This is a genomic window from Prevotella sp. MA2016, assembly GCF_000619825.1.
In the GTDB taxonomy this organism is placed as follows: domain Bacteria; phylum Bacteroidota; class Bacteroidia; order Bacteroidales; family Bacteroidaceae; genus Prevotella.
The window spans coordinates 269,906-293,773 of record NZ_JHUW01000008.1 but is presented as its reverse complement, the minus strand read 5'-3'; the positions used below and the strand labels follow the sequence as shown (position 1 = coordinate 293,773).

17 protein-coding genes are annotated in these 23,868 nt (G+C 51.3%); 14 read left to right on the top strand and 3 right to left on the bottom strand.

What is annotated here, in order from left to right; genetic code table 11:
• Nucleotides 1–30 precede the first annotated feature (30 nt).
• Both T360_RS0105570 and T360_RS0105565 read right to left on the bottom strand, forming a co-directional pair.
• Nucleotides 31–2,190, bottom strand: a complete 2,160-nt coding sequence (locus T360_RS0105570; protein WP_051523412.1) for a S9 family peptidase — start codon at nucleotides 2,188–2,190, stop codon at nucleotides 31–33.
• Nucleotides 2,174–3,667 carry a class I SAM-dependent RNA methyltransferase gene (locus T360_RS0105565; RefSeq protein ID WP_028911899.1) on the bottom strand — a complete coding sequence of 498 codons (1,494 nt, stop codon included), beginning with the start codon at nucleotides 3,665–3,667 and terminating at the stop codon, nucleotides 2,174–2,176. Before T360_RS0105565 ends, T360_RS0105570 begins: the two co-directional genes overlap by 17 nt.
• Nucleotides 3,668–3,828: 161 nt before the next feature.
• On the opposite strand from T360_RS0105565, the gene T360_RS14740 reads away from it, so the two are divergent.
• The 11 genes from T360_RS14740 (at nucleotide 3,829) to T360_RS0105510 (ending at nucleotide 20,068) form a co-directional block, all read left to right on the top strand.
• Complete coding sequence (locus T360_RS14740) at nucleotides 3,829–5,079, top strand: PAS domain-containing sensor histidine kinase (protein ID WP_081772701.1); 1,251 nt, start codon at nucleotides 3,829–3,831, stop codon at nucleotides 5,077–5,079.
• Nucleotides 5,080–5,174: 95 nt separating this feature from the next.
• Entirely contained in the window at nucleotides 5,175–5,945 is a 771-nt protein-coding gene (locus T360_RS0105555) for a head GIN domain-containing protein (protein WP_028911898.1), read from the top strand.
• A 110-nt stretch (nucleotides 5,946–6,055) separates the two neighbouring features.
• A complete protein-coding gene (locus T360_RS0105550; protein ID WP_028911897.1) occupies nucleotides 6,056–6,766 on the top strand; it encodes a sugar phosphate nucleotidyltransferase in 711 nt (236 codons plus the stop codon).
• Nucleotides 6,763–7,551: a hypothetical protein gene (locus T360_RS0105545; protein WP_028911896.1), complete on the top strand. Its 789-nt coding sequence runs from the start codon at nucleotides 6,763–6,765 to the stop codon at nucleotides 7,549–7,551. The genes T360_RS0105550 and T360_RS0105545 overlap by 4 nt, the downstream gene beginning before the upstream one ends.
• Before the next feature lie 46 nt (nucleotides 7,552–7,597).
• Complete coding sequence (locus tag T360_RS0105540; protein WP_028911895.1) at nucleotides 7,598–8,497, top strand: CDP-alcohol phosphatidyltransferase family protein; 900 nt, start codon at nucleotides 7,598–7,600, stop codon at nucleotides 8,495–8,497.
• Nucleotides 8,498–8,536: 39 nt separating this feature from the next.
• Nucleotides 8,537–9,223, top strand: coding sequence for an HAD family hydrolase (locus tag T360_RS0105535; RefSeq protein ID WP_028911894.1), 687 nt, complete (start codon nucleotides 8,537–8,539; stop codon nucleotides 9,221–9,223).
• Between the two features lie 33 nt (nucleotides 9,224–9,256).
• A complete protein-coding gene (locus T360_RS0105530) occupies nucleotides 9,257–11,782 on the top strand; it encodes a DUF5686 and carboxypeptidase-like regulatory domain-containing protein (RefSeq protein WP_051523406.1) in 2,526 nt (841 codons plus the stop codon).
• A 223-nt stretch (nucleotides 11,783–12,005) separates the two neighbouring features.
• Nucleotides 12,006–13,025, top strand: coding sequence for a LacI family DNA-binding transcriptional regulator (locus T360_RS0105525; RefSeq protein WP_028911892.1), 1,020 nt, complete (start codon nucleotides 12,006–12,008; stop codon nucleotides 13,023–13,025).
• 18 nt (nucleotides 13,026–13,043) lie between these two features.
• Entirely contained in the window at nucleotides 13,044–16,133 is a 3,090-nt protein-coding gene (locus T360_RS0105520) for a two-component regulator propeller domain-containing protein (RefSeq protein ID WP_028911891.1), read from the top strand.
• Nucleotides 16,120–19,086 carry a TIM-barrel domain-containing protein gene (locus tag T360_RS0105515; RefSeq protein WP_028911890.1) on the top strand — a complete coding sequence of 989 codons (2,967 nt, stop codon included), beginning with the start codon at nucleotides 16,120–16,122 and terminating at the stop codon, nucleotides 19,084–19,086. The genes T360_RS0105520 and T360_RS0105515 overlap by 14 nt, the downstream gene beginning before the upstream one ends.
• Nucleotides 19,087–19,195: 109 nt before the next feature.
• Nucleotides 19,196–20,068: an RNA polymerase sigma factor RpoD/SigA gene (locus tag T360_RS0105510; RefSeq protein ID WP_013064420.1), complete on the top strand. Its 873-nt coding sequence runs from the start codon at nucleotides 19,196–19,198 to the stop codon at nucleotides 20,066–20,068.
• A gap of 1 nt (nucleotide 20,069) precedes the next feature.
• On the opposite strand, the gene T360_RS0105505 is transcribed toward T360_RS0105510, so the two are convergent.
• The gene (locus tag T360_RS0105505; protein ID WP_081772700.1) at nucleotides 20,070–21,824 is read right to left on the bottom strand and encodes a sensor histidine kinase KdpD; all 1,755 of its coding nucleotides are present in this window, start codon (nucleotides 21,822–21,824) and stop codon (nucleotides 20,070–20,072) included.
• 81 nt (nucleotides 21,825–21,905) lie between these two features.
• Here T360_RS0105505 and T360_RS14735 point away from each other — a divergent pair, with 81 nt between their 5' ends.
• The 3 genes from T360_RS14735 to T360_RS0105490 are packed head-to-tail and all read left to right on the top strand — an operon-like array spanning nucleotide 21,906 to nucleotide 23,696.
• Complete coding sequence (locus T360_RS14735) at nucleotides 21,906–22,424, top strand: DUF4738 domain-containing protein (RefSeq protein ID WP_051523404.1); 519 nt, start codon at nucleotides 21,906–21,908, stop codon at nucleotides 22,422–22,424.
• Nucleotides 22,414–23,115, top strand: coding sequence for a DUF4230 domain-containing protein (locus T360_RS0105495; RefSeq protein ID WP_028911888.1), 702 nt, complete (start codon nucleotides 22,414–22,416; stop codon nucleotides 23,113–23,115). The genes T360_RS14735 and T360_RS0105495 overlap by 11 nt, the downstream gene beginning before the upstream one ends.
• 2 nt (nucleotides 23,116–23,117) lie before the next feature.
• Nucleotides 23,118–23,696 carry a DUF4230 domain-containing protein gene (locus T360_RS0105490; protein WP_036928923.1) on the top strand — a complete coding sequence of 193 codons (579 nt, stop codon included), beginning with the start codon at nucleotides 23,118–23,120 and terminating at the stop codon, nucleotides 23,694–23,696.
• Nucleotides 23,697–23,868 lie beyond the last annotated feature (172 nt).

The window sequence follows — 23,868 nt, the reverse complement described above, 5'->3', positions numbered from 1 at the left end:
TTCAATTCTTTAATTCTTCAATTCTCGCCTTCACTTCAGGTAGTCCTCAAAGTACTGCGTGATTCTCTCATGCAGATGTACCGAGGCATGTCCGCGCATGTTGTGCTCCTCGCCAGGGTAAGCAAAGAAGTCGGGCTGTGTGCCAGCTTTGATGCAGGCATCCAGGAAACTCAGACAGTGCTGTGGCACCACGGTGTTGTCGTTATAACCCGTGATAATCTGCAGTTTGCCTTTCAGGTCCTTGGCTTTGCTGATCAGACTGCTCTTGGCGTAGCCCTCAGGGTTGTCCTGTGGGGTGCCCATATAGCGCTCACCATACATCACCTCATACCATTTCCAGTCGATCACCGGACCGCCTGCCACACCTACCTTAAATACATCTGGGTAGTTGGTAATCAGCGAGATGGTCATAAAACCACCGAAGCTCCAGCCATGCACACCCAGTCGGTTCATATCTACATAGGGTTGTGTCTTCAGGAATGCCACACCCATCATTTGGTCTTGCATCTCAATCTGTCCCAGCTGATGGAAGGTAGCCTGTTCGAAGTCTCTACCACGATTCTCTGATCCACGGTTATCCAGGATAAACACGATATAGCCTTTCTGTGCCATATAGGTCTCCCATGATCTGCTGGCCCAGTGCCATGAGGCATCCACGTTGTGGGCGTGAGGCCCGCCATACACATAAACCACGGTCGGATATTTCTTATTGGGGTCAAAGTCGTGTGGCTTCACCATTCTATAATATAAATCGGTGGTGCCGTCAGCAGCTTTGATGCTTCCGTTCTCAAAGATAGGCTGCTGGAATGCCTCCCAGGGGTCGGCAGCTTTCAGTAGGGTGATGGGTGTAGGGTGATGGGTGTTGGTTACTTCGATGGCGTTGGAGATAGTGGGCTCCTGACGCTTGTCGTAGAGATAAGCACCAGATGCCGACAGTACACCGTGATGCACGCCCTTACCATTGTCCAGCAGGGTGCGCTTACCCGTGTTGATGTTCACAGCCCAGAGGTTGCACTGCAGTGGGTTCAGTTCGTTAGAGGCGATGACAACCGATTTGTCTTTCTGGTTGAAGCCAAGCACCTCCATCACTACCCATTTGCCACTGGTAATCTGCTTCAGCTCCTTACCATTCTTGTCAAACAGGTACAGGTGGTTATAGCCATCCTTCTGACTCTGCATCACAAACTTCGTGTTGTCCCAAGGCAGGAACACGATAGGGTTCTGTGGCTCCACATATTTGTCGGATGTCTCTCTGTACAGCTCTGCTATCTTGGCGCCAGTGGTAGCGTCGTATGCCACCAGGCGACAGTCGTTCTGCTTGCGGTTCAGTTCAAACATATACACCGTCTTGGCGTCGGGTGCCCAACTGATGTTGGTGAAATAGCGGTTGGTAGGATCACCAGCCTGCAGATACACGATGTTATCCGTCTTCAGGTCGTACACACCCACAGTCACCACATGACTGGTCATGCCAGCCATTGGATATTTGTCAGGCTCATTCTGGGCATTGCGTGGGAATATGTCCACCTGTGGATAGTCGGTCACCATGCGCTGGTCCATGCGGTAGAAGGCCAACTTCTCACCGTCAGGACTCCAGAAGGTGCCTTTGCTGATACCGAACTCATTGCGGTGTACGCTCTGACCATATACAATCTCACGACTACCATCTACAGATAGCTGGTGCTTCTTGCCTGCGCCATCCACCACGTAGAGTTGATCGTCCTCTACATAAGCTGTTGCACGCGAGGTGGCATGCCAGTCGTTGGCCAACTGTCCTGAGAGACTGTCCTGCCATACGATCTGTTTCTTCTTGAAGTCGAGCAGGATCACTGCTTTTCTGTTGCCTAACTTCACAATCGATTTGTTAGGGTAGGGGAACGAGGCATTCATCAGGTGGCGCACGAATTTGGTGTCGTCGCTACCAGCCCATTGGTTCACCTCGTCGAGGGTGAACAACTGGGTTTTCTTACCCGTCTTGGTATCAATGGTGTAGCATGCCTCTACTTCTGTCTGTATCAACTGCTCGCCCCACCAGGTCAGCCACATGTTCTGTGGTCGCAGGTTGGCATAGTTCTTTCCACCGAAGTTCAAGTCTTCGAGTGAAAAGAGTTTCTTATCCTGAGCGTTTAAGGTGGTGGCTGTCATCATCATGGTCATAGCGGCCAGCATCAGTTTAATCTTCGTCATCATCGAATCTCCTTTTCTTTCCGAAGTCCTTGCCTTTGCCGAAGTCTCTCTTGCCACCGCGCTTGAAGTCCTTGCGGTCTCTGTTCTTACCGTCTCTGCCCTTGCCGTCAAAGTCCTTACGGTCCTTGCGACCTTTGCCACTGCGGTCGAAACTCTCATGACCACCACGGTTCTTGCTGATATCATGCTTGTGGAAGGTAAACGATAGGATGTCGGCCTCTTCGTTCTCCTCTTTCTCTTCCAGACGCTTCTTGAATTCGCGCTCCTTCTTGAAGCGGTGCTTCTCAGCCATCTGGCGCTTCTCCTCTTCGGTCTTCACGATACCACCTTCCGAGCGGAAGTCCTTCAACTTACCATCAAACATCTGGTACTTGCGGAACTCGCACTCCAGACTACCGTTGTAGAGTGGAATCTTGATGCTGGGCTTCAGACCAATCTGCTCGAAGCACTCCTCGCGGTAGCTCAGAATCCAGGCGTCGTTACCCTTGAACTGATGCTTCAGGCGCTCACCAATCATTCTGTAAGTGCCCAGCAGGTCGGGTGTCGAGATGCGCTCACCATAAGGAGGGTTAGAAATCAGGATACTCTTGTTAGCAGGCTGTGTGAAGTTCTTGAAGTCCTGCTGCTCTATCGTGATGATATCACTCAGTCCGGCTGCCTTCACGTTCATGCGGGCAGTGTTCACAGCCTTCATGTCGATATCGTAGCCATAGATCTTGTGATTGAACTCACGCTCCTGACTCTCGTCGTTATAGATCTCGTCAAACAAGTCGGCATCAAAGTCGGGCCATTTCTCAAAGGCAAACTCCTTGCGGAACAGTCCTGGTGCCATGTTCTTGGCGATGAGGGCAGCCTCGATCAGCAGTGTACCGCTACCGCACATCGGATCGATGAAGTCGGTATCAGCCTGCCAGCCCGACAGCAGAATCATACCTGCTGCCAGCACCTCGTTCAGTGGTGCCTCTACGCTCTCCTGGCGATAGCCACGACGGTGCAGTGACTCACCGCTTGAGTCCAAGCTCAGTGTACATTTATCTTCAGCAATGTGCATGTTCAGTCGGACGTCAGGGTTAGCCACCGAGATGTTGGGTCGCTTACCTGTCTTCTCGCGGAACTGGTCCACGATGGCATCCTTAACCTTATACGAAACAAATTTAGAGTGTCGGAATTCCTCAGAGAAGACCACTGAATCTACAGTGAAAGTCTTGTCTGTACCCAGATATTCAGTCCAGTCGATTTTCTTGATCTCATCATATACATCGTCTGCGCTCTTTGCTTTAAAATGACGTATTGGCTTCAGAATTCTGATAGCCGTGTGCAACTGAAAGTTGGCACGATACATCATTTCCTTATCACCCGTAAACGAAACCATTCGTCTACCGATTTCAACATCGTTAGCTCCCAATTGGGTCAGCTCTTTCGCCAGTACAGGTTCCAGTCCCATAAACGTTTTGGCGATCAATTCAAACTTTTGCTCCATTTCTTTTAGTTTACAGCTTGCAAAGTTAATGAAAGTTCGCTCAAAAATGCACTTTTTTACTGTTAATCTAACAAAAAATCTTCGTTTTTTACAAAAAACGGCAAAAAAATCATTGTTTTCCAAAATATTTATATACTTTTGCGACGTAATTCAGACCCAAGATGTATAATTTACTGCTATACACCCAAACGGAAAATTCGTTACTTGTTCCGTCGCTTTGGATAGGCGGCGCATTGTTGGTCGTATGGATGATCATCATGATCTTCCTTCAGCGACGCACAGGTCGCCGGCTCAGTGACGAGTTGGTTGAGCTTGAGAAGGTGCGCCAGAACAATGTGGAGTCTGAGTTTGTGCTCAGGGCGATGAAGCTCAGCACCTGGCATATTGATGTGCCCACCATGAAGCTCTATGTAGATGCTGATTATCGCGACACCAAAGGTGGTCTGGTGGGTCCGCCCGAGTTCCCCGTCGAGGCTTTCTATGAGATCATTGATAAGTCGGACTGTCAGCGTGTGCGCATGGCCATCGACGCTATCTGCCAGGGCAAGAGTCCGTCGTATCACGAAACCTATCGTGTGTCGCTGGGTAAGGGCACGCTTTATTATTGGGAGGAGAGCTATGGCACTGTGGCTGCCCGTGATGGCGATGGAAACCCCACGCGTATCGTTGGTACCTCGATGCGTATCGATGCCCAGAAGCAGATGGAGGCCGACCTGATTGCTGCACGTAACAAGGCTGAGGAGAGCGACCGTCTGAAGACCGCCTTCCTGGCCAATATGGGTCATGAGATCCGTACGCCGCTCAATGCCATTGTGGGTTTTGCCGACTTGCTGCCTGTGGTTGAGAGTGAGGAAGACCGTAACCAACTCATCTCTGAGATTCAGAAGAACAACTATAAGTTGCTGAATATCATTGATGGTCTGGTGAGCATGTCTAAGGTCGAGGCCGAGGCCAAGAGCCTGGTCAAGCAGCAGGTCAATGTGGTGCCAGTGCTGCAGGAGATAGCCAATCATTTCTCAACCATGGTGGATGGCACCACGGTGATGCTCGCCACCCAGTTCCCATATCCCGAGATTCTGATGAATACCGATATCGGCAAGGTCAAGGAGATTGTCAACAACCTCATGCAGAATGCCGTCAAGTTCACCGCCCAAGGCTCTATCACGCTGGGCTTCGATCTGTTGCAGGGCGAGCATCTGCTGGTCTGGGTGCTTGATACCGGTAAGGGTATCGCCACAGCCGATCAGCAACGCATCTTTGAACGTTTCTTCAAAGTGGATGAGTATGTGCCAGGCACAGGTCTTGGATTGTCAGTAGCCAAGAGTCATGCTGAGAGCTTAGGCGGTAAGATTGGTGTCGAGTCAGTCCTGGGCGAGGGTTCTCGTTTCTGGGTGGAACTGCCGTTAAGTTGATTTTTTTTCTCGCTTGTGCAACTTTTCTTCCTCTGGTTACGTCAAATAGCCAGAAAATAGAATCACATGGTGTAATTTTTAAAATTCTGGAGACAATGAAAAATATGTTATTGTTAGCTTCCGTCCTGCTGTTTGCCTCGTGCACTTGCAGTCGTGAAAATATGAAGTTCTCGCTCAGCGACAACCGTCAGGTGGTCACCGAGCAGCGTGCCCTGAAAGGTTTCGAGGCCATCGAGATCGCAGGTTCGCCCACCGTTTATTACCAGCAGGCCGACTCCTTCTCTGTCAAGGTGAAAGGGCCTCAGGAGTTGGTTGATTGCATCATCACCGACGTGTCTTCAGGCACCCTCTCCATCCGTAATCGTGGTAAGGTGGGCGTGTTCAATATCCACTGGGGCGACGATACCCATCTGGCAGTCTATGTCACCTCACCCGACCTGGTGTCGGTACGTGTCGGTGGTTCCGGCGAATTCATCAGTCAACATCCTGTCGATACCGATGTGATGGACATCAGTCTGAAGGGCTCAGGCGATGTCGAGTTCGCCCAACTGCTTTGCGACCGCTGCAATCTTGAGTTGGTAGGCTCAGGCGATGCCACTATCCATCATCTCGATACCCGTCAGACGGATATTGCGCTCACGGGCTCAGGCGATGTGGATGTCAGTCAGATCAATGCCGTTGCCACCCGTATCAGCCTTCGTGGCTCTGGTGATGTGGATGTCAACTTTGGTACTGGCTGTGGCTCTGTCGATGCCGAGTTGCATGGTTCTGGCGATATCAGTCTCAGTGGTCGCGTCCGTACCTCCACCATACAGAAGCATGGTTCGGGTGATATCGATACCGATAGATTAAAGGTAGGAAATTGATTTTCCTGCCTTTTTTCGTAAATAAAACCTAAATATATAGCGATAGTTTTCGTGTATTCAGTAAAATTGCGTATCTTTGCAACCTGAAACTAATAATATAGACGTTCGGGATGAAATATGCAATAATTGCAGCTGGCGAGGGATCGCGATTAGCACAAGAGGGCGTACAAGCCCCAAAACCACTGGTTGAAGTGGGAGGCGAGCAGCTGATTGACCGATTGATACGTGTGTTTATGGCCAATGGCGCCAGCGAGATATGTGTGATTTGTAATGAGCAGATGACGGCTGTTGCCAGCCATCTGCAGTCGATTGCAGAGGCGCAGCAAGTGCCCCTGAAGTTTTTAGTGAAGAGCACGCCCAGTTCCATGCACAGTGCTTGGGCCCTGAGTCAGTGGCTGAAAGACGAGCCTTTCGTGCTCACCACGGTAGATACTATCTTCCGTGAGAAGGAGTTTGCTACCTATGCCAAGTCGTTCGAGCTGATGGCTGAGAGTGGTGAGATTGATGGATTGATGGGCGTCACCGACTATATCGATGATGAGAAACCATTGTATGTGGGCACCGATGATGCGCTGCAGATTACGGGTTTCTTCGATACCGACGAGCATCCAAAGTTTATCAGTGGTGGTATCTATGGTCTCACACCAAAGGCCATCCCCGTATTGCAGCGTTGCATTGAGCGCGGCGAGAGTCGTATGCGCAATTTCCAGCGTGCACTGGTGGCCGAGGGCTTGAAACTGAAGGCTTATCCTTTCACCAAGGTGCTCGATATCGATCACGCCAGCGACATCGAAAAGGCAGAAGAGTTTTTGAAGGGGTGAAGATACTATTAATACAGCGGGCGGAGGTGTTCTCGCCTAATTCGGTGGAGAAGGACTTGGCGATACTGCAGGCAGTAGGCGCTCAGCTCCGTATGGCTGGTCATGAGGTGCAGCTGGTGAGCGAGCAGCAACTGGGTCGTGAGGCACAGTCGCTGGCTTCTTACGACCTCATCTTCTCTATGGGTCGCCTGCCTGAAACGCTCGATGCCTTGCAGCATCTGAAGGTTGTCAACAGCGCCACTGGCATCCGCAACTGCGCGCGCTGCCAGTTGGAAAGCATCATGCAACAGGTTGGCACACCCGTGCCCCCTCGTGAGGGTGCGCATGGCTACTGGCTCAAGCGTGGCGATGCTGCTGCACAGAGCAAGAGTGATGTGCAGTTTGCTGCCGACCGTCAGGAACTGGATGCCAAGATAGCTGCGTTCCAGCAGCGTGGCATCACCAGCTATACAGTCAGTGCGCATGTGCCTGGCGACCTGGTGAAGTTCTATGGGGTAGCAGGTACCGGATTCTTCCGCTATTATTATCCCACCGACGACGGACAGTCTAAGTTTGGTGATGAGCAGCGCAATGGCACTGCCCACCATTATGCTTTCAGCGTTGAGGCGCTGCAGCAGGATGTAGAGACACTGGCCCAGACCGTAGGCATCAGCGTCTATGGTGGTGATGCCATCATCCGTGAGGATGGCACCTATTGTGTCATCGATTTCAACGATTGGCCCAGCTTTTCGCGCTGTCGCGACGAGGCCGCAAGAGCGATTGGTTCCCTGGCGGGAACAATTTAAAAATTTAAAATTTAAAAATTTAAAAATTAAAAATTGTAATTATACAATGGCAACATTTAAGGAATTACTAAGATTATCATTTAAGTCGGAGGATACTGAAGAGTGGTTGGACGTGCATTTCACCCGTCCTATTGGTTTGGTGTTTGCATTGTTTTGGAATAAGTTTGATGTGCATCCCAATGTCATCACCATCCTGTCGATATTTTTAGGTGTTGGCGCCGGTTGGATGTTCCATTACACCGACCTGTTGCACAATGTCTATGGTGTGTTGTTGCTGATGTTTGCCAATTTCTGCGACTCTACCGATGGTCAGATGGCACGTATCACTGGTAAGAAAACCCTCATTGGTCGTATGCTTGATGGTTTCTCAGGCGATCTGTGGTTCCTCAGCATCTATCTGGGTATCGTAGCCCGTCTGTGGTATCAGACCATCCCTGGCACCGACATCGAGTGGGGCATCTGGGGCTTTGTGCTCTGTGCCATCGCCGGTTTTGGCATGCACTCTCGTCAGAGTTCTCTGGCCGACTACTATCGTCAGATCCACCTGTTCTTCCTGTTGGGTAAGGAGGGTAGCGAACTGGATAACTACAAGCAGCAGCGTGCCACCTATGAGGCGCTGCCTAAGAGCGAACTCCTCTCGCGCGTGTTCTATTATAATTATGCCAACTACTGCAAGAGTCAGGAGCAGCGCACCCCACAGTTCCAGCAGTTCTTTGCGGCATGGAAGCAGAATCCCTCTGAAGCCATCCGTCAGCGCCTGCTCGAGGGTAGTCGTCCGCTCATGAAGTACACCAACCTGTTGACATTCAATGCCCGTGCCATCACCATCTATGTCACCTGTCTGTTGGGTTGTCCATGGGTTTATCCACTGGTCGAAATCACCGTCTTCCAGGCCATGTATATGTATATGCATGCCAAGCACGAGGCGCTCTGTGCTAAATTATAATTTTTACATTTTATAATTTTATAATTTTTACATTTTAAAATGCTCAAGGGTTATATTTTTGATTATGGTGGTACGCTCGATACGGGCGGTCAGCACTGGGGCAAAGTCATCTGGCATGCCTACGAGCGCCAGCAGGTGCCCGTCAGTGAACCGCAGTTTCGCGATGCCTATGTGCATGCCGAGCGCACCCTGGGAAAGAATCCCATCATCAAGCCCGATTTTACGTTCTATAAGACGATAGAAACCAAAATCCGCATCCAGCTGGAGTTCTTAAAAGAACAGAACTATGTTTCTTCTGTCTCTTATTATCTAAAAAAACTCACGGATGATCTCTACGCCCGCACTTGCGAGGAGACAGCGCGCAGCCGCGAGGTGTTGCTGCAGCTCAAGGGCCGTTATCCCATGGTGCTGGTCAGCAATTTCTATGGCAACATCGCTACCGTTCTCCAGGAGTTCAAGTTGGATGGTATTTTTGATACCATCATCGAGAGTGCTGTGGTAGGCGTTCGCAAGCCCGACCCACAGATTTTTACACTGGGTGTTGAGGCCCTGGGCTTGCAGCCCGACGAGGTGATGGTAGTAGGCGACAGTATGGATAAGGATATCGTGCCAGCCGGGAAAGCAGGCTGCCACACGATATGGTTCAAAGGCGAAGGCTGGACTAACGATCCTGTGGATGAGTCACAGGCAGATAAGGTGATTACACATTTAAACGAAATATTATAAATAGTGAATAAAAGGATAACAGTATTATTCAGTATGCTGTTGCTGGCACTGGGTGTGTGGGCGCAGCATGTCATCAGCGGTCAGATAGTAGATGCCAAGACCGGTGAGCCTATCCCGTTTGCCAGTGCCCAGTATCTGGGTCATGGTGTGGGTGTGGCGTCTGATGTGGATGGTAACTTCACCATCGCCCGCCATAATGGCTGGCAACTCACGTTCACCTCTGTGGGCTATGTGTCCCACACGGTGCAGATCAACTCTGCCATCAAGAGTGTGCTGAAGATTGGTCTGAAGACCGACAACAAGATGCTGAAGGAGGTCACCATCAAGACCAAGCGTGGCCGCTACAGTCGTAAGAACAACCCTGCCGTCGAGATGATGCGCAAGGTGATAGCCGCTAAGAAACGTACCGATCTGGACAATCGCGACTATTACCAGTACAACAAGTACCAGAAGCTCACGTTGGCACTCAACAACTTCAAGCCCGAGGTACTCGACTCTCCGAAATATAAGAAGAAGCAGTGGCTCATCGATCAGATTGAGGCCTGCCCTTATAACAATAAACTCATCCTGCCGGTCAGTGTCGATGAGACGGTCTCACAGAAGATCTATCGTAAGAAACCGCATGATGAGAAGACCATCATCAAGGGTATCAACACCCAGGGTATCAACGACCTGTTCCAGACGGGTGATATCCTCAATACTGTGATGAAGGATGTGTTTACCGATGTCAACATCTACGATGATCAGATTCGTATGTTGCAGTATCCGTTCACCTCACCTATCGGTAAGGATGCCATCGGGTTCTACCGCTATTATATCGAAGACACGCTGATGGTGGACAAAGACCTGTGCTACCACCTCCACTTCCTGCCCAACAACCAGCAGGACTTTGGTTTCCGTGGCGACCTGTATATCCTGGCCGACTCCAGTTGGCAGGTGAAGCGCTGCGAGATGACCATCCCCAAGAAGAGTGATGTCAACTTCGTAGAGAATATGCAGGTGGTGCAGGAGTTCACACAGTTGCCTGATGGCGAGTGGGTGCTCAGTGTCGATGATATGTTCACCGAACTCCGTTTGGCCAGCTTCCTCAATGAGTTTGCCGTCATCCGTAACACCCGTCTCACCGACTATGCCTTCGACGAGTTGCCCAAGCAGCTCTTCAAGGGTACGAAGAAGGAGGTGAAGGATGTCAACGCCATGATGCGTGGCGACGATTTCTGGAACCAGTATCGCCAGGTAGAGCTCACCAAGGGTGAGAGCGGCATGGGCGACTTTATCACGAATCTGCAGAATGTCAAGGGCTTCAAGTATATCATCTTCGGTCTGAAGGCCTTGGTTGAGAACTTCGTGGAGACAGGTTCTAAGAAGCACCCCAGCAAGGTGGATATCGGTCCTGTCAACACCATGATCACCAGCAACTTTGTGGATGGTATCCGTACCCGCTTGTCGGCACAGACCACTGCCAATCTCGATTCCAATTTCTTCCTGCGTGGCTATGTGGCCCGTGGTTGGGATTCCAAGAAGTGGTATTATAAGGGCGATGTCATCTGGTCGTTCAATAAGAAGGAGTATCTGCCGCGCGAGTTCCCTCAGCGCACGCTCACCTTCTCGTCCACCTACGATGTCATGTCGCCATCCGATAAGTTCATGCATACCGATAAGGATAATGTGTTCACCGCCTTCAAGTGGAGCAAGGTTGATAAGATGATGTTCTACAACCGCCAGTCGCTCACCTTCGAGCGCGAGGAAGACTGGGGCTTCCGCACCACGCTGCAGATGAAGCTCGAGGAGAACGAAGCCTGCGGCAACCTGCATTTCGTCCCCTTGTCAAGTCCGGCTGATGGTCCTAGTCAGAAGATCCGTACCACCGAGCTGCGTGCCGAGTTGCGCTTTGCACCTGGCGAGACCTTTATCAACACCAAGCAGCGCCGCCTGCCCATCAACCTCGATGCACCTGTGCTCACCGTCAGTCATACCCTGGGTTTGAAGAATGTGCTGGGTGGCGATTATAGCTATAACTACACCGAGGCCTCTATCTATAAGCGTTTCTGGCTCAAGTCGTGGGGAAAGATGGACTGGCTTGTCAAGGGTGGCGTGCAGTGGGAGAAGGTGCCCTTCCCCTTGCTCATCATGCCTGAGACCAACCTCTCTTACATCGTACAGGACTACACCTTCGAAGCCATCAACAACATGGAGTTCCCCACCGACCGCTTCCTGTCAGGACAGGTCAACTGGGATTTGAATGGTAAGATCCTCAACCGCATCCCACTGCTGCGTAAACTCAAATGGCGTGAGTGGATAGGTTTCCGTGTGCTCTGGGGCGAGCTCAGTGATAAGAACAATCCTTATCTGGCGCATAATGAGGGCAACCCCATCCTGATGTATTTCCCCGAGGGTTGCTACGTCATCGACCCCAAGCGCCCCTACATGGAGTTGAGCTTAGGTCTGCATAATATCTTCAAGATTATTCATGTGGAGTATATACGTCGTTTGAACTATAACGAACTGCCCACGGCGCATAAGCATGGAGTGAGGTTCATGGTGCGAGCCACATTCTAATGAAAAAAAACAAAAGCAAGAGTGTCATCACGACAGTCTTGCTTTTTTCGATTTTCTAACTAACTTATTATCAACTATTCATTACTCATTTCTGATTTTGCTGGTGCAAAGGTACGAAGAAAAATGCTTAAAATCAAGTATTTAACACAAAAAAACACACGTAAACGTTTGCGATTTTCAAAAAAATATGTACCTTTGCATCGTCACATGTACTATTAACGATATGATAACAAATAAACATCGCACCTCGTTAAAGGATATTGCTCAGGAGTTGGGTGTCAGTATTGCTACTGTCAGCCGTGCTTTGCGTAGCTCGCCCGAGATAGGGCAGGCCATGCAGGAAAAAGTAAAGGAATTGGCACGTAAGATGAACTACCGTCCCAATCCTTTTGCGCAGAGTTTACGTAAGGAGGCTCCCCGTGTGATAGGTGTGGTGGTTCCCAATCTTGTCACCCACTACTATGCAGCCGTTTTGGATGGTATTGAGGATGAGGCCCGTAAGGCCGGCTATTCCGTGGTCAGTGCCAACACCCATGAAGACAGTGAGATAGAGGTGCAGGCCATCGACAACTTTATCAACCTGCATGTAGAGGGTATCATCGCCTGCCTGTCGCAGAACACCCGCGACTACAGTCATTTCGAAGAGATCTACAACATGCAGATACCCATGGTATTCTTCGGTCGCACCTGTCTGCCCGATAAGTTCTCATGTGTCACCGCCAATGGTGATGTGGCAGCCCAGGAGGCCACCCAGCACCTCATCGATACTGGCAGTCGCCGTATCGCCTTCATTGGTGGTCCTAACCATCTCGACATGGTCATCCGTCGCAAGCATGGCTATTTAGAGGCTTTGCGCGAGAACCGCATCCCCATCGAGCGCGAGCTGGTGGTGTGCGATAAGATTGATTACGACTGGGCGCTGGCTGCTGCCACCCGTCTGCTCACGATGGACAATCGCCCCGATGCCATTCTGGCCTTCAATGATATCATCACCTTTGCCGCCTTCACTGCCATCAAGCAGTTAGGTCTGCGCATCCCCGACGATGTGGCGCTCATCGGCTTCACTGATGATGTGCATGCCAGCTATGTCACCCCGCAGCTCTCGGCCATCGTCGATCAGAGTCACGAGATGGGCATCGAGGCCTGCAAGCTGTTGCTCAGTAACATCAATGGCGATGATAAGATCTGCAAGAAGATTGTGCCTCAGAAACTGGTCATTCGCGAAACCTCAGCTAAAAGATAACCCCCCGATTTTGAGTATATGAAACGACTACTTATCTATATCCTCTGCTTATGCTGTCTCACGGCCGGTGCTGCCACCGCTGTCATCCCCGACATGAAGTTCCGTCGCATGGATGCCCGCAATGGCTTGTCCAACTCGCAGATCAACTATCTGTATCAGGACTCGCGCGGCTTCATCTGGATTGCCACCGCCTATGGTCTCAACCGCTATGATGGCTATCGCTTCCGTATCTATTATTCCGATCCTACTGATAGCACCACGTTACGTAACAATTACGTAGATCAGATCTGGGAGGATGGTCAGGGCATGCTCTGGCTCAAGCAGGGTATGAACTACAGTCTGCTCAATCCCTTCACCGAGCAAGTCAACCGCAACCCCATCACCATCCTGTCTAAATGGGGCATCAAGGGCAATATCGACCGTTTCTATATCGACTCGCAGAAGCGCTTCTGGGTGAAGACCTACGACGAGGGTCTCTACTGCTATAATCCCCGCAAACAGTCTTACACCCTCATTAAATACGGCTATGAGAAGGATCAGTTCCCCAAGGAGTTCAACTTCTCCAACTTTGCCGAGTGGAATGGTTATCTGCTCGTCACCTCGAGCGATGGCGACCTGATGTGTATCGATGGCGATAAGGGTCAGGTGCTGTGGAAAGATGATTTCATGCGCGTCAATGGCAGTCCCAACAGTCAGGGCTACTACTGCTATGTGGATAAGCACAGCAATTTCTGGGTGCTCACAGCCGGCAAGCAGTTTGTGTTCGACCAGAAGGATAAGATATGGTATAAGTCTATCAACGACTATCTCGCCCACTATGGTATCGCGCCGCTGCCTGCCGACCTGCAGGTGTGGGATGCCTGTATGGACCAGCGCGGATGGATGTGGCTGGGCACCGACCACTATGGTCTGTATGTCATCGACCTCAAGACGGGCGAAGTGAAGAATTTCGTCACCAATAAGTACGACGCCACCTCTATCAGCGAGAACACCGTGAAGAAACTCATGCTCGACCGCTCGGGCAATATGTGGATAGGTTGCTACCGCAATGGTTTGAATCAGTATATCGAGAAACTCTTAGGTTTCAACACCCTCGAACTGGGCGATGTCAACACCACCACCTTCGATACTGCAGGCAACTGGTGGTTTGGTACCGACAACCGTGGTATCATCAAGTATATGCCTGCCACTGGCGAGACCGAGGTCTATGACAAGGCTCGTTGTGGTTTCACTTCCGATGTGATGGTGTCCAGCTATGGCGCCAAGGATGGTTCCGTGTGGTTTGGTACCTATAATGGTGGTTTGATACATATTGCCAATGGTCATACCCACAACTACACCATGGTCAACACCAACGGACAGTTGCTCAACAATAATATCTGGTCTATCACCGAAGATAAGAAAGGCGACATTTGGATGGGCACCTTGGGCAGTGGCGTGCAGCGCCTGTCACCCAAGTCGGGCCAGTTCAGTAGCGTCAACTCACATAACTCAGCTTTGCCCGAAGATTTCATCTCCTCTGCCTGCTGGACAGCCAAAGGCTGGCTCATGGTGGGTCACTCGCAGTTCTATTCGCTCGTCAACCCCGTCAGCAAGAAGGTGATGAGTATGAAGATTCCGGCTGTGCCCGGTCAGAATGCCGCTATGGCCACCACCACGTGTGTCATGGAGGATAGTCGTGGTTTGGTATGGCATGGCTCCACCTCCGGCTGTTGTGTGGTGGATTGGAAGACCAACCGTCAGACCTTGCTCGATATGAACAGCGGTCTGATAGGCTCCAGCGTGGTTGGTCTGGCCGAGGATAAGCAGCATACCATGTGGGTGGTCACCGAGTATGGCGTCTCCAATGTGGTGCCTAAGAAGGATGAGCAGGGGCAGTGGACCTTCAACGTGCGTAGTTTCAGTACCAAGGATGGTCTGCAGCAAGGTCCTTACAACCAGCGTTCCATCAGCGTCACCCCCGATGGTCTGATCCTGATAGGTGGTGTCAATGGCGTGGATGTCATCAACCCCAGTCTCGTCACCCGTATCGACAACAGTGAGACACCCCTTTTCAGCGGTCTCAAACTCTTCGGTCATGAGCTGCGCATTGGCGAGGCCTACGATGGTCGTGTCATCCTCGAGGAAGACCTCAATGTCAGTGGCGAGCTGGTGCTGCGCCATTACGAGAGTCAGTTCACCATCCAGTTGGCCACCGATAAGGGCGAGATCAACAACGACTCGCGCTTCATCTACCAGTTGGAAGGCTTCAGCGATAAGTGGATCAAGACCGAGGAGAACGATCCTAACATCACCTATATGTCACTCCATCATGGCGACTATATCCTCCATGTGCGCATGCTCAATGAGGATGGCACCATGGGCGAGCACGAGGCCACACTGAAGATTACCGTCACCCCACCGTTGCTGCGCAACCGTTGGCTCCTGGTCACCTTCCTGTCTGTGGTGTTCCTAGCAGTGCTGCTCTGGCGCCGCCTGTTCCTGAAGCGCCAGGCTGAGAAAGACGAGCGCAACTACCTGCGCCTGGAGGTGATGAAGAAACAGTGGATGAGCGAGATGCGCGCCGAACTGCAGCGCCAGCAGGAGAGCGACCAGAAAGCACAGGCCGAAGAGCTCTACAATGCTGCTTGGAGCATCGAGGAGACCGTGAAGAAACCGCACGATCTGCAGCGCTTCATGAAGGATCAGTGCGCCAAGTTCAAGGCCCCTCTTGGCAAGCATGTCAAGTTCTCGTTCTTCCCCTTGGCCGAAGACCTCGTTGTCGATTTCGATCAGGATCAGATGGCACAGGCCATTCAGATGCTGCTCAACAGCTGTGCCCTGTTCTCGCCCACCGAGTGTAAGATCAAGGTGTTTGTTGATAAGACCTCCACTACCGGCACCATCCGTATCTCTGATAATGGTGTGGGCCTGCCCGAAGGTGGCGAGGAGTCTGTCTTCGACCCGATGGTGAGCGACGACGACTCTGGCATCAGCCTGTTCTTTGTCAAGGCCATTGTCGAGATGCATGGTGGCACCATCACCGCCGAGAACAACCCCAGTGGCGGTTCTATCTTTACCATTACCCTGCCCGTAAATTCAATAACAATAGAAGATGAAACAGATTAAAACCTTGCTGTCGGCCTTGCTGTTCTCCACAGCATCGCTGGCAGCCACCGTACAAACTAACGGAAACAAAGTAACAATTCGTCCTGACGGAGGTCAGGCACAGGTCATCCGCCTGGAGGTGATGAACAATCAGATTATCCGCGTGCGCGCCACCTCAAAAGCCGAGTTGCCTGTCAAACTAGCCTCGCTCATGATTGTGCCACAGGCAGCCCCTGCCAAAGGCAGCTATGCCATCACCGACGAGGGTGCCACCGTGGTCGTGAAAACCCAGAAGGTAAAGGCTGTGGTACAGAAATCTACCGGTCAGATCACCTTCTTCGATGCCGCTGGCAACCAACTGCTGCAGGAGGCGCAGGATGGTAAGCAGTTCAGCGATTTCACTGTGCCCGAGCGTGAGTTGGGTATGAAAACCGGCTATACCGTGCCCGAGGAACAGAAGCACGGTCTGTCATGGCAGATGAAGTTCAACTCGCCCGATGATGAGGCTTTCTATGGTCTGGGTCAGCATCAGAGCGAGGAGTTTAATATGAAAGGTAAGAACGAAGACCTGTTCCAGTATAACACCAAGGTGTCTATTCCATTTGTGCTTTCTAATAAGAACTATGGTCTGCTGTGGGATTCCTACAGCTACTGCCGTTTTGGCAATCCCCACGACTATCTGCAGCTCAATCGTGCGTTCAAGCTCTACGACAAACAGGGTCGTGCAGGCCATCTCACCGGCACCTATGTCGATGCCCATGGCAAGACGCTGGTGCACCCTGAGGACAGTCTCTATTATGAATATGGTACGCCCGAGAAGTCAGAGATAGCCCGTAAGACCGACAATGGTGGCATTCGCAATTTTCCCAAGGATATCAACCTCATGGGCGCCACCGTCACCTACGAAGGCTACCTCGAGCCATTTTCAACGCTCCGCTCTCAACTATATGAGTTCATTCTGTATTACTCCGGCTACATCAAGGTATATATCGATGGTCAGGAAGTAGTGACTGAGCGCTGGCGCACCGCCTGGAACCCCAATGCCTATAAGTTCCAGGTTGATTTGCAGCCCGGTCGCCGCGTACAGTTGCGTGTAGAGTGGCGCCCCGATGGTGGCGAGGCCTACTGCGGTCTGCGTGTGGCTGAGCCCCGCAGCAAACAGGAGCGCGAACAGCTCTCTATCTGGAGCGAGATGGCCAAGGATATGGACTATTACTTCATTGCTGGCGAGAACCTCGACCAGGTGGTGTCAGGCTATCGCACCCTCACCGGCAAGGCATCACTCTATCCCAAGTGGGTGCTCGGCTTCTGGCAGAGTCGTGAGCGCTATAAGACCCAGGATGAGATTGAGGGCACCCTCGCCGAGTTCCGCAAGCGCCATATCCCTATCGACAATATTGTACAAGACTGGAACTACTGGCCCGAGGATCAGTGGGGCTCACATCAGTTCGAGGCTTCCCGCTATCCCAATCCCCAGCAGATGCTCGAGAACGTGCACAAGATGCATGGTCGTTTCATGATCTCTGTATGGCCTAAGTTCTATTGCAATACCGATAACTACAAGGAGCTCGATGCCAAGGGGTGGATGTACGTCCAGTCGCCTACCGATGATATCCACGACTGGGTTGGTCCTGGCTATAAGAATGGTTTCTACGATGCCTACGACCCCGATGCCCGCAAACTCTTCTGGCACCAAATGGACAAGGCTCTCTATAGTGGCCTAGGACGGGGAGTCGACGCTTGGTGGATGGATGCCTCAGAGCCCAACGTGCGCGACTGCACCCCGATGTGGTATCGCAAGGCCCTCAGCGGTCCTACCGCATTAGGCACCTCAACCGAGTATTTCAATGCCTATAGCACCGTCAATGCCGACGCCATCTACAATGGTCAGCGTGGTGTATGGAAGGGCAAGCAGAACGAGCCCCGTGTGTTCCTGCTCACCCGTAGCGGCTTTGCCGGTGAGCAGCGTTATTCCACTGCCACCTGGAGTGGTGATATCGGCACCCGTTGGGAGGACATGCGCGCCCAGATGACAGCCGGCTTGAACTATTCTATCTCTGGTGTTCCCTTCTGGGGTATGGACCAGGGTGGCTTCTGTGTAGAAAACCGTTATGTGGCAGCCCAGCAACTCTACGACCGCACCAAGGTTGAGAATGAAGACCTGAAGGAGTGGCGCGAGCTGCAGACCCGTTGGAACCAGTTCGGCACGTTTATTCCATTGTTCCGTTCGCATGGGCAGTGGCCACTGCGTGAAATCTGGAATATCGCCCCCGAGGATCATCCCGCTTATAAGTCGTTTGTATATTACGACAAACTGCGTTATCGCCTCATGCCATACCTCTATTCACTGGCTGGTTGGGCCCACTTCAAGGACTACACCCTGATGCGCCCCTTGGTGATGGACTTCAATGGCGATAAGGAAGTAGAGAATGTGGGCAATCAGTGGATGCTTGGTCCAGCCCTCATGGCCTGTCCTGTAGGCTATTACAAGGCCCGCAACCGCAGTGTCTATTTCCCCGCTCAGTGTGGTTGGTACAACCTCTACACCGGAGAAAAACTGGAGGGGGGCCGCAGGCTTGTCGTCGATGCTCCTTACGAGCAGATTCCAGTCTTTGTGCGCGAGGGTGCTATCATCCCCTTCGGTCCTGAGATGGAGTGGAGCGACGAGAAACCCGCCGAGCTCATCCACCTCTATGTCTATGCCGGACAGAACGGTAGTTTCCAGCTCTACGAAGACGAAGGCACCAACTACAACTATGAGAAAGGCAAGTATGCCACCATCGACATCACCTACGACGATGCCACCCGCACTGTCACCTTTGGTGCCCGCAAGGGTCAGTTCCCTGGCATGCTCAAGAGCCGTCGCTTCAATGTAGTACTTATTACAAACGAGGCGCCCCAGCCGCTCAACCTCGACAACCCCGCTGGAAAGCTGGTTCAGTATGATGGCAAACAAACCGTTGTCAAACTGTAAGGAAGACACCTGATTTCTAGTTAAAATAGATTAAAAAAGCGATATGTTGGTTGCAACGTATCGCTTTTTTTAGTACCTTTGCACACTTTTTCAGAGTAACGATAAAAATATGAGGCAATTAAAGATTCAAAAAAGCATTACCAACCGATCAAGTGAGGCACTCGACAAGTATCTTGTAGAAATCGGTCGTCAACCCCTTGTCACTATTGATGAAGAGATAGAGCTGGCTCAGGCCATCCGTCGTGGCGGTCCTGAGGGTGAGAAGGCCAAGGAGCGTCTTGTCACTGCCAATCTGCGCTTCGTGGTGTCAGTAGCCAAGCAGTATCAGCACCAGGGCTTGACGCTTACCGACCTGATCGATGAGGGTAATATTGGTTTGGTGAAAGCCGCCGAGAAGTTCGACGAGACACGTGGTTTTAAGTTTATCTCTTATGCCGTATGGTGGATTCGTCAGAGCATTCTGCAGGCTATTGCAGAGCAGAGCCGTATTGTGCGCCTGCCACTGAACCAGAGTGGCGCTCTGAGCAAGATTAATCAGGAAATCAATAAGTTTGAGCAGCAGCACCAGCGCCGCCCATCAGTTACCGAGCTGGCCGAGCTCACCCAGATTGAGGAGTCGAAGATTGAGCAGACAGCCAAGGCTGATAGTCACCACATGAGTATCGATGCCCCCTTCGGTGAGGACGATGACAACTCTATGGCCGACATGCTGAGCAGTGGCGAGGATACCCGTACTGATAAGCTGGTGGATTATGAGTCGCTCACTTCCGACCTCGACAACGTGCTGCGCAACGTGTTGAAGGATCGTGAGCTGAAGATTGTCAAGGAGTGCTTCGGCATTGGTTGCCAGGAGCGTGGTCTCGAGGAGATTGGTGCTGAGATGGGTCTCACCCGTGAGCGTGTGCGCCAGATCCGTGAGAAGAGCATCACCAAGCTGCACGACAGCGGTTATGCTCGTATCCTGATGAAATACTTAGGTTAAATCATTCGCCTCTAGCAGGCAGTGTAACAATAAACCGGGCACCATCTGTATAGGTGGTGTCCAGTTTTATTTTTCCACCTAGCTGTTCGGCCAGTTTCCTGCTGAGTGACAGTCCCAGACCGATACCTTCCTTAAACTTATCCAGTTTCACAAACCGGTCGAAGATGCGTTCAGCCTCTGCCTCAGGCACACCGCTACCCGTATCTTCCACTACCAACTGCAGCTCCTCAGCGGCTTGTTTTACTCTCAGGGTGATCGTACCTTTTTCCGTGTATTTCACGGCATTGTCAAGCAGACAGATCAGGATGCGTCGCAGCATACTCTCGTTGGTCTTCACTGCATAGTTGTCCGACAGTTCCGAGGCCACCTCTATGCGCGTGTCGTTGTTCACGTATTCCTGATATTCGTCGCGCAGGGTGTGCAGCGTCTGGTTCACGTGCACCGTGTCGTCCTTATGTATTTTCTCTGTCGATTCTATCAGCGACAGTCCCAGTATCTCGTCTATCAGTATCGTCACCTGTCGGGTGCTGCGCTGCATCATCGTCGAGATATGCTTGCGCTCATCAGCACTGCAGGCCAGGTCGGGGTCTGATATCACCTGTGCAAATCCCGTGATGATGTTCAGTGGCGTGCGCACCTCATGACTCACGTTCTGGATAAAGGCCGTCTTCATCTTCTCCGACTCCATAGCCTTGTTGTAGGCCACGCGCAACTGCTTCATGTGCTTTCTCCTACTGATCATGATATAGGTCAGTGCCACGATGAGCAGTGTCAGCATGAAGATGGCGCCCAGCATGGTGTAGGTGCGGTCTTTGGCAGCCTGCTTCTCTGTTTCATACAGTGCCAACTGGTCTTGTATGCCTCGCATACTGTTGGTCAGCACCACGTTGTCTATCGAGTCGCTCAGCAGCGATTCCTTCTTAAACGATTCGTAGGCCTCCTTCCATCTGCCTGCCCTTTCGTATATCAGTGGTATGGCTTCGGCACCCTCGTCGCCCAGCTCCCGCTTGGCATAGGCCACAGCTTCATCCACCTTACCGAGACATGCCAGATAGTAGGCCTCCATGCTGCGCCCGTGAACCGACGATTTACCTTTCGCCTCACCGGCCTTATACCATTTGTAGCCCTCCATAAACTTATCTATGTCGCCACTGTTATAGTAGGTCAGAATCTTACGTGTCTCGATGTCAAACACGCGGTCGGGCGAGTATTTCTCGGCTATCTCCTTGGCCTTGTCCATCAGGTCTAATGCCTCCTGAGCGTCATCGTCTATGGCTACATTGATGATATTCATGTAGATGGGCGGGATGCTCTCGTAATAGCCGTTCTTCTTCATCAGCTCTATCACCTCGTAGAAGCATTTCTTGGCAGCCTCTTTATTACCGCAGTAGCGGTTGATATGACCCATCATGTTCACGGCCATATACATCTCTTTATAGAGCTTCTTCTCGCGCAGCTCCTTCGACAGTTGCATGGCTTTGCTGTAAGCCTCAAAAATCTTCTGCCGGTTCATTTCAAACACAATGTCGTTGCAGCGCTGCGTGTAGTAGGCATGCAGGTCGTTCTGCTCCAGCAGGTAGTTCTGCAGGTTGTTCAGATGTGTATAGAAACGTGCGCTGTCGCCATCATTAAAGGCATGCGTCATCGAGTCGCGAAGTTCAAGATACTTAGCGTCTTTTTTGTAATCTACTTGTGCTTGTGTGGCGGTAGTAGTTAACAATAGTGCAAAGGCCAATAGGATTCTAGCTATTTTCATGGTACAAAAATAGTAATATTTTCATAATTAACAAATAAAATCGATAAAAATTATTATCTTTGCACCAAAATTTAACAGAATATGAGTCACAAAGCAATAATCGCCCTCTCTTTAGTAGGGCTTCTCACTGTCAGTTGCGGTAAGAAGAAACAGCACGACGACATCATCGTGCAGCACACCGAAGCCCCTAAACCCCTGGCACCCATCAAGATGCAGGATTATAAGGATGTGAAGGATGTGCAGTGGTTGGGTAAGCAGTATCAGGTTGAAGTGTCACGCCAGTCCGATGATTCCTTGGGGATGGTGAAAGACGAGACTGGTCAGAAGTTTGTTGATAACCGCATCACGCTGAAGGTCATCCGTGCCGATGGTAGTGTGTTCTGCAGCAAGACGTTCACCAAGTCGGCCTTTGATGCCTGCTTGGACGACGACTACCGCAAGACGGGCATCCTCGAAGGCTTTGTGTTTGATAAGGTCGAGGGCAACCAACTGTTTTTTGCAGCCAGTGTGTGTCATCCTCAAACCGATGAATATATCCCTCTTAAGGTCACCCTCAGCAATTTTGGTGAGGTAGGCATCTCGCGCGACAATGAAGAATAAGCGTTTGCTCATCGGCATTGGTGCAGGTCTGTTGGCACTGTTCATCCTGATAAGCCTGGTGTTTGGCTGTCATCGTCAGGAGAAGCCCGCCAGTGTGCCCGCCGGCATCGCACAGGGCATCGACACGGTGCCCATGCTCATCATGCAGGTGCAACAGTGCTCCAAGCTCTACACGGCCGAGTATCGTGTGCATAAGATTATCACCCATGATGATGCCTTGCGCCTCAAAGGGCAGGTGATGAGCAAGTCGTTCAACCTCAAGGTGCCCTTGGCCGACAGGAAGATTGCCATCCCCATGGATGCCAAGATCAAGGCGTATATTGATTTCAGTACCTTCTCCGAACAGAACATCGAGCGCCAGGGCCGTCATATCACCATCATCCTGCCCGACCCGCAGGTGGTGATGACCAGTTCAAAGATTGATCAGAAGAACGTCAAACAGTATGTCGGTCTCACCCGTGCTCATTTCAGTGATGAGGAGTTGGCTGGCTATCAGCAGCAGGGTAGGGAGGCCATCCTGCAGAGCATCCCCGAGATGGGTATTGAGGAGACAGCGCGTGCCAATGCCGCCAAGGTGCTGGTGCCCATGCTCACCCAGTTGGGTTATGAGGAGCAGGATATCACCATCGCGTTCCGTAAGGATCTGGATTTTCAGCACGCATTCAAAGGATTAATTCGGATGGAGGAATAAGGATGAAGCAATATAAGATAGTTATAGGTGCCGTTGCAGTCATCGCTGTTGTAGCGTTGTTCTTTTGGGTGAAGAGTGCCTTCAAGGACAACTATATCCAACTAGCCGCCGACGAGGCCATCGACCCCACGCCCACGCAGATACAGTCCATTCGTGATATCGGTGAATGGGAGTTCCTGTCTATCTCAGCCGAGGAGATGGTTGACACTGTTCGTAAGGGTTTCTTTACCGACGATGAGTTGGTAAGGATTTATTATGGCACTTTACGTTTGGGCATCGACATGCAGCAGTTGCGTGATGATGCCATCACCATCCAAGGCGACAGCGTCCAGGCCACGTTCCCCAAAGTCACCCTCTTGGATAACGACTTCATCGACGAAGCCAAGACCAAGTCGTTCTACGAATCCGGCAAATGGACACCCCAAGCCCACCAGGCCCTCTACCAAAAGGCCCACCGCCAGATGCTTCACCACTGCCTCACCAAAGAAAACCTCACCTCCGCCCAATCCAACGCCGAGTCTCAACTCACCAACCTCTTCACCCAATTGGGCTACAAAACCATCACCCTCCACTTCGAGTAGTGTCCTCTTATATCAACTGCAAGGGCTATATCCCTAATAAAACGTCCTGAGCTCAGAGGCCGGATGTAATATTATCGTAATCATTCGAAGAACTCGCTCCGCTCAAACAGCTTCTCATGTCGATTTGCTTGTCTCGCTTACGCGACACAAGAATCGAAGAAGATTCCGATAA

Bases quoted from the DNA above. Each gene is read 5' to 3' on its own strand.
- T360_RS0105525 (WP_028911892.1), top strand. From the start codon at position 12,006: ATGATAACAAATAAACATCGCACCTCGTTAAAGGATATTGCTCAGGAG.
- T360_RS14735 (WP_051523404.1), top strand. From the start codon at position 21,906: ATGAGTCACAAAGCAATAATCGCCCTCTCTTTAGTAGGGCTTCTCACT.
- T360_RS0105530 (WP_051523406.1), top strand. From the start codon at position 9,257: ATGCTGTTGCTGGCACTGGGTGTGTGGGCGCAGCATGTCATCAGCGGT.
- T360_RS0105540 (WP_028911895.1), top strand. From the start codon at position 7,598: ATGGCAACATTTAAGGAATTACTAAGATTATCATTTAAGTCGGAGGAT.
- T360_RS0105550 (WP_028911897.1), top strand. From the start codon at position 6,056: ATGAAATATGCAATAATTGCAGCTGGCGAGGGATCGCGATTAGCACAA.
- T360_RS14740 (WP_081772701.1), top strand. From the start codon at position 3,829: ATGTATAATTTACTGCTATACACCCAAACGGAAAATTCGTTACTTGTT.
- T360_RS0105490 (WP_036928923.1), top strand. From the start codon at position 23,118: ATGAAGCAATATAAGATAGTTATAGGTGCCGTTGCAGTCATCGCTGTT.
- T360_RS0105495 (WP_028911888.1), top strand. From the start codon at position 22,414: ATGAAGAATAAGCGTTTGCTCATCGGCATTGGTGCAGGTCTGTTGGCA.
- T360_RS0105520 (WP_028911891.1), top strand. From the start codon at position 13,044: ATGAAACGACTACTTATCTATATCCTCTGCTTATGCTGTCTCACGGCC.
- T360_RS0105505 (WP_081772700.1), bottom strand. From the start codon at position 21,824: ATGAAAATAGCTAGAATCCTATTGGCCTTTGCACTATTGTTAACTACT.
- T360_RS0105570 (WP_051523412.1), bottom strand. From the start codon at position 2,190: ATGATGACGAAGATTAAACTGATGCTGGCCGCTATGACCATGATGATG.
- T360_RS0105565 (WP_028911899.1), bottom strand. From the start codon at position 3,667: ATGGAGCAAAAGTTTGAATTGATCGCCAAAACGTTTATGGGACTGGAA.
- T360_RS0105555 (WP_028911898.1), top strand. From the start codon at position 5,175: ATGAAAAATATGTTATTGTTAGCTTCCGTCCTGCTGTTTGCCTCGTGC.
- T360_RS0105515 (WP_028911890.1), top strand. From the start codon at position 16,120: ATGAAACAGATTAAAACCTTGCTGTCGGCCTTGCTGTTCTCCACAGCA.
- T360_RS0105535 (WP_028911894.1), top strand. From the start codon at position 8,537: ATGCTCAAGGGTTATATTTTTGATTATGGTGGTACGCTCGATACGGGC.
- T360_RS0105510 (WP_013064420.1), top strand. From the start codon at position 19,196: ATGAGGCAATTAAAGATTCAAAAAAGCATTACCAACCGATCAAGTGAG.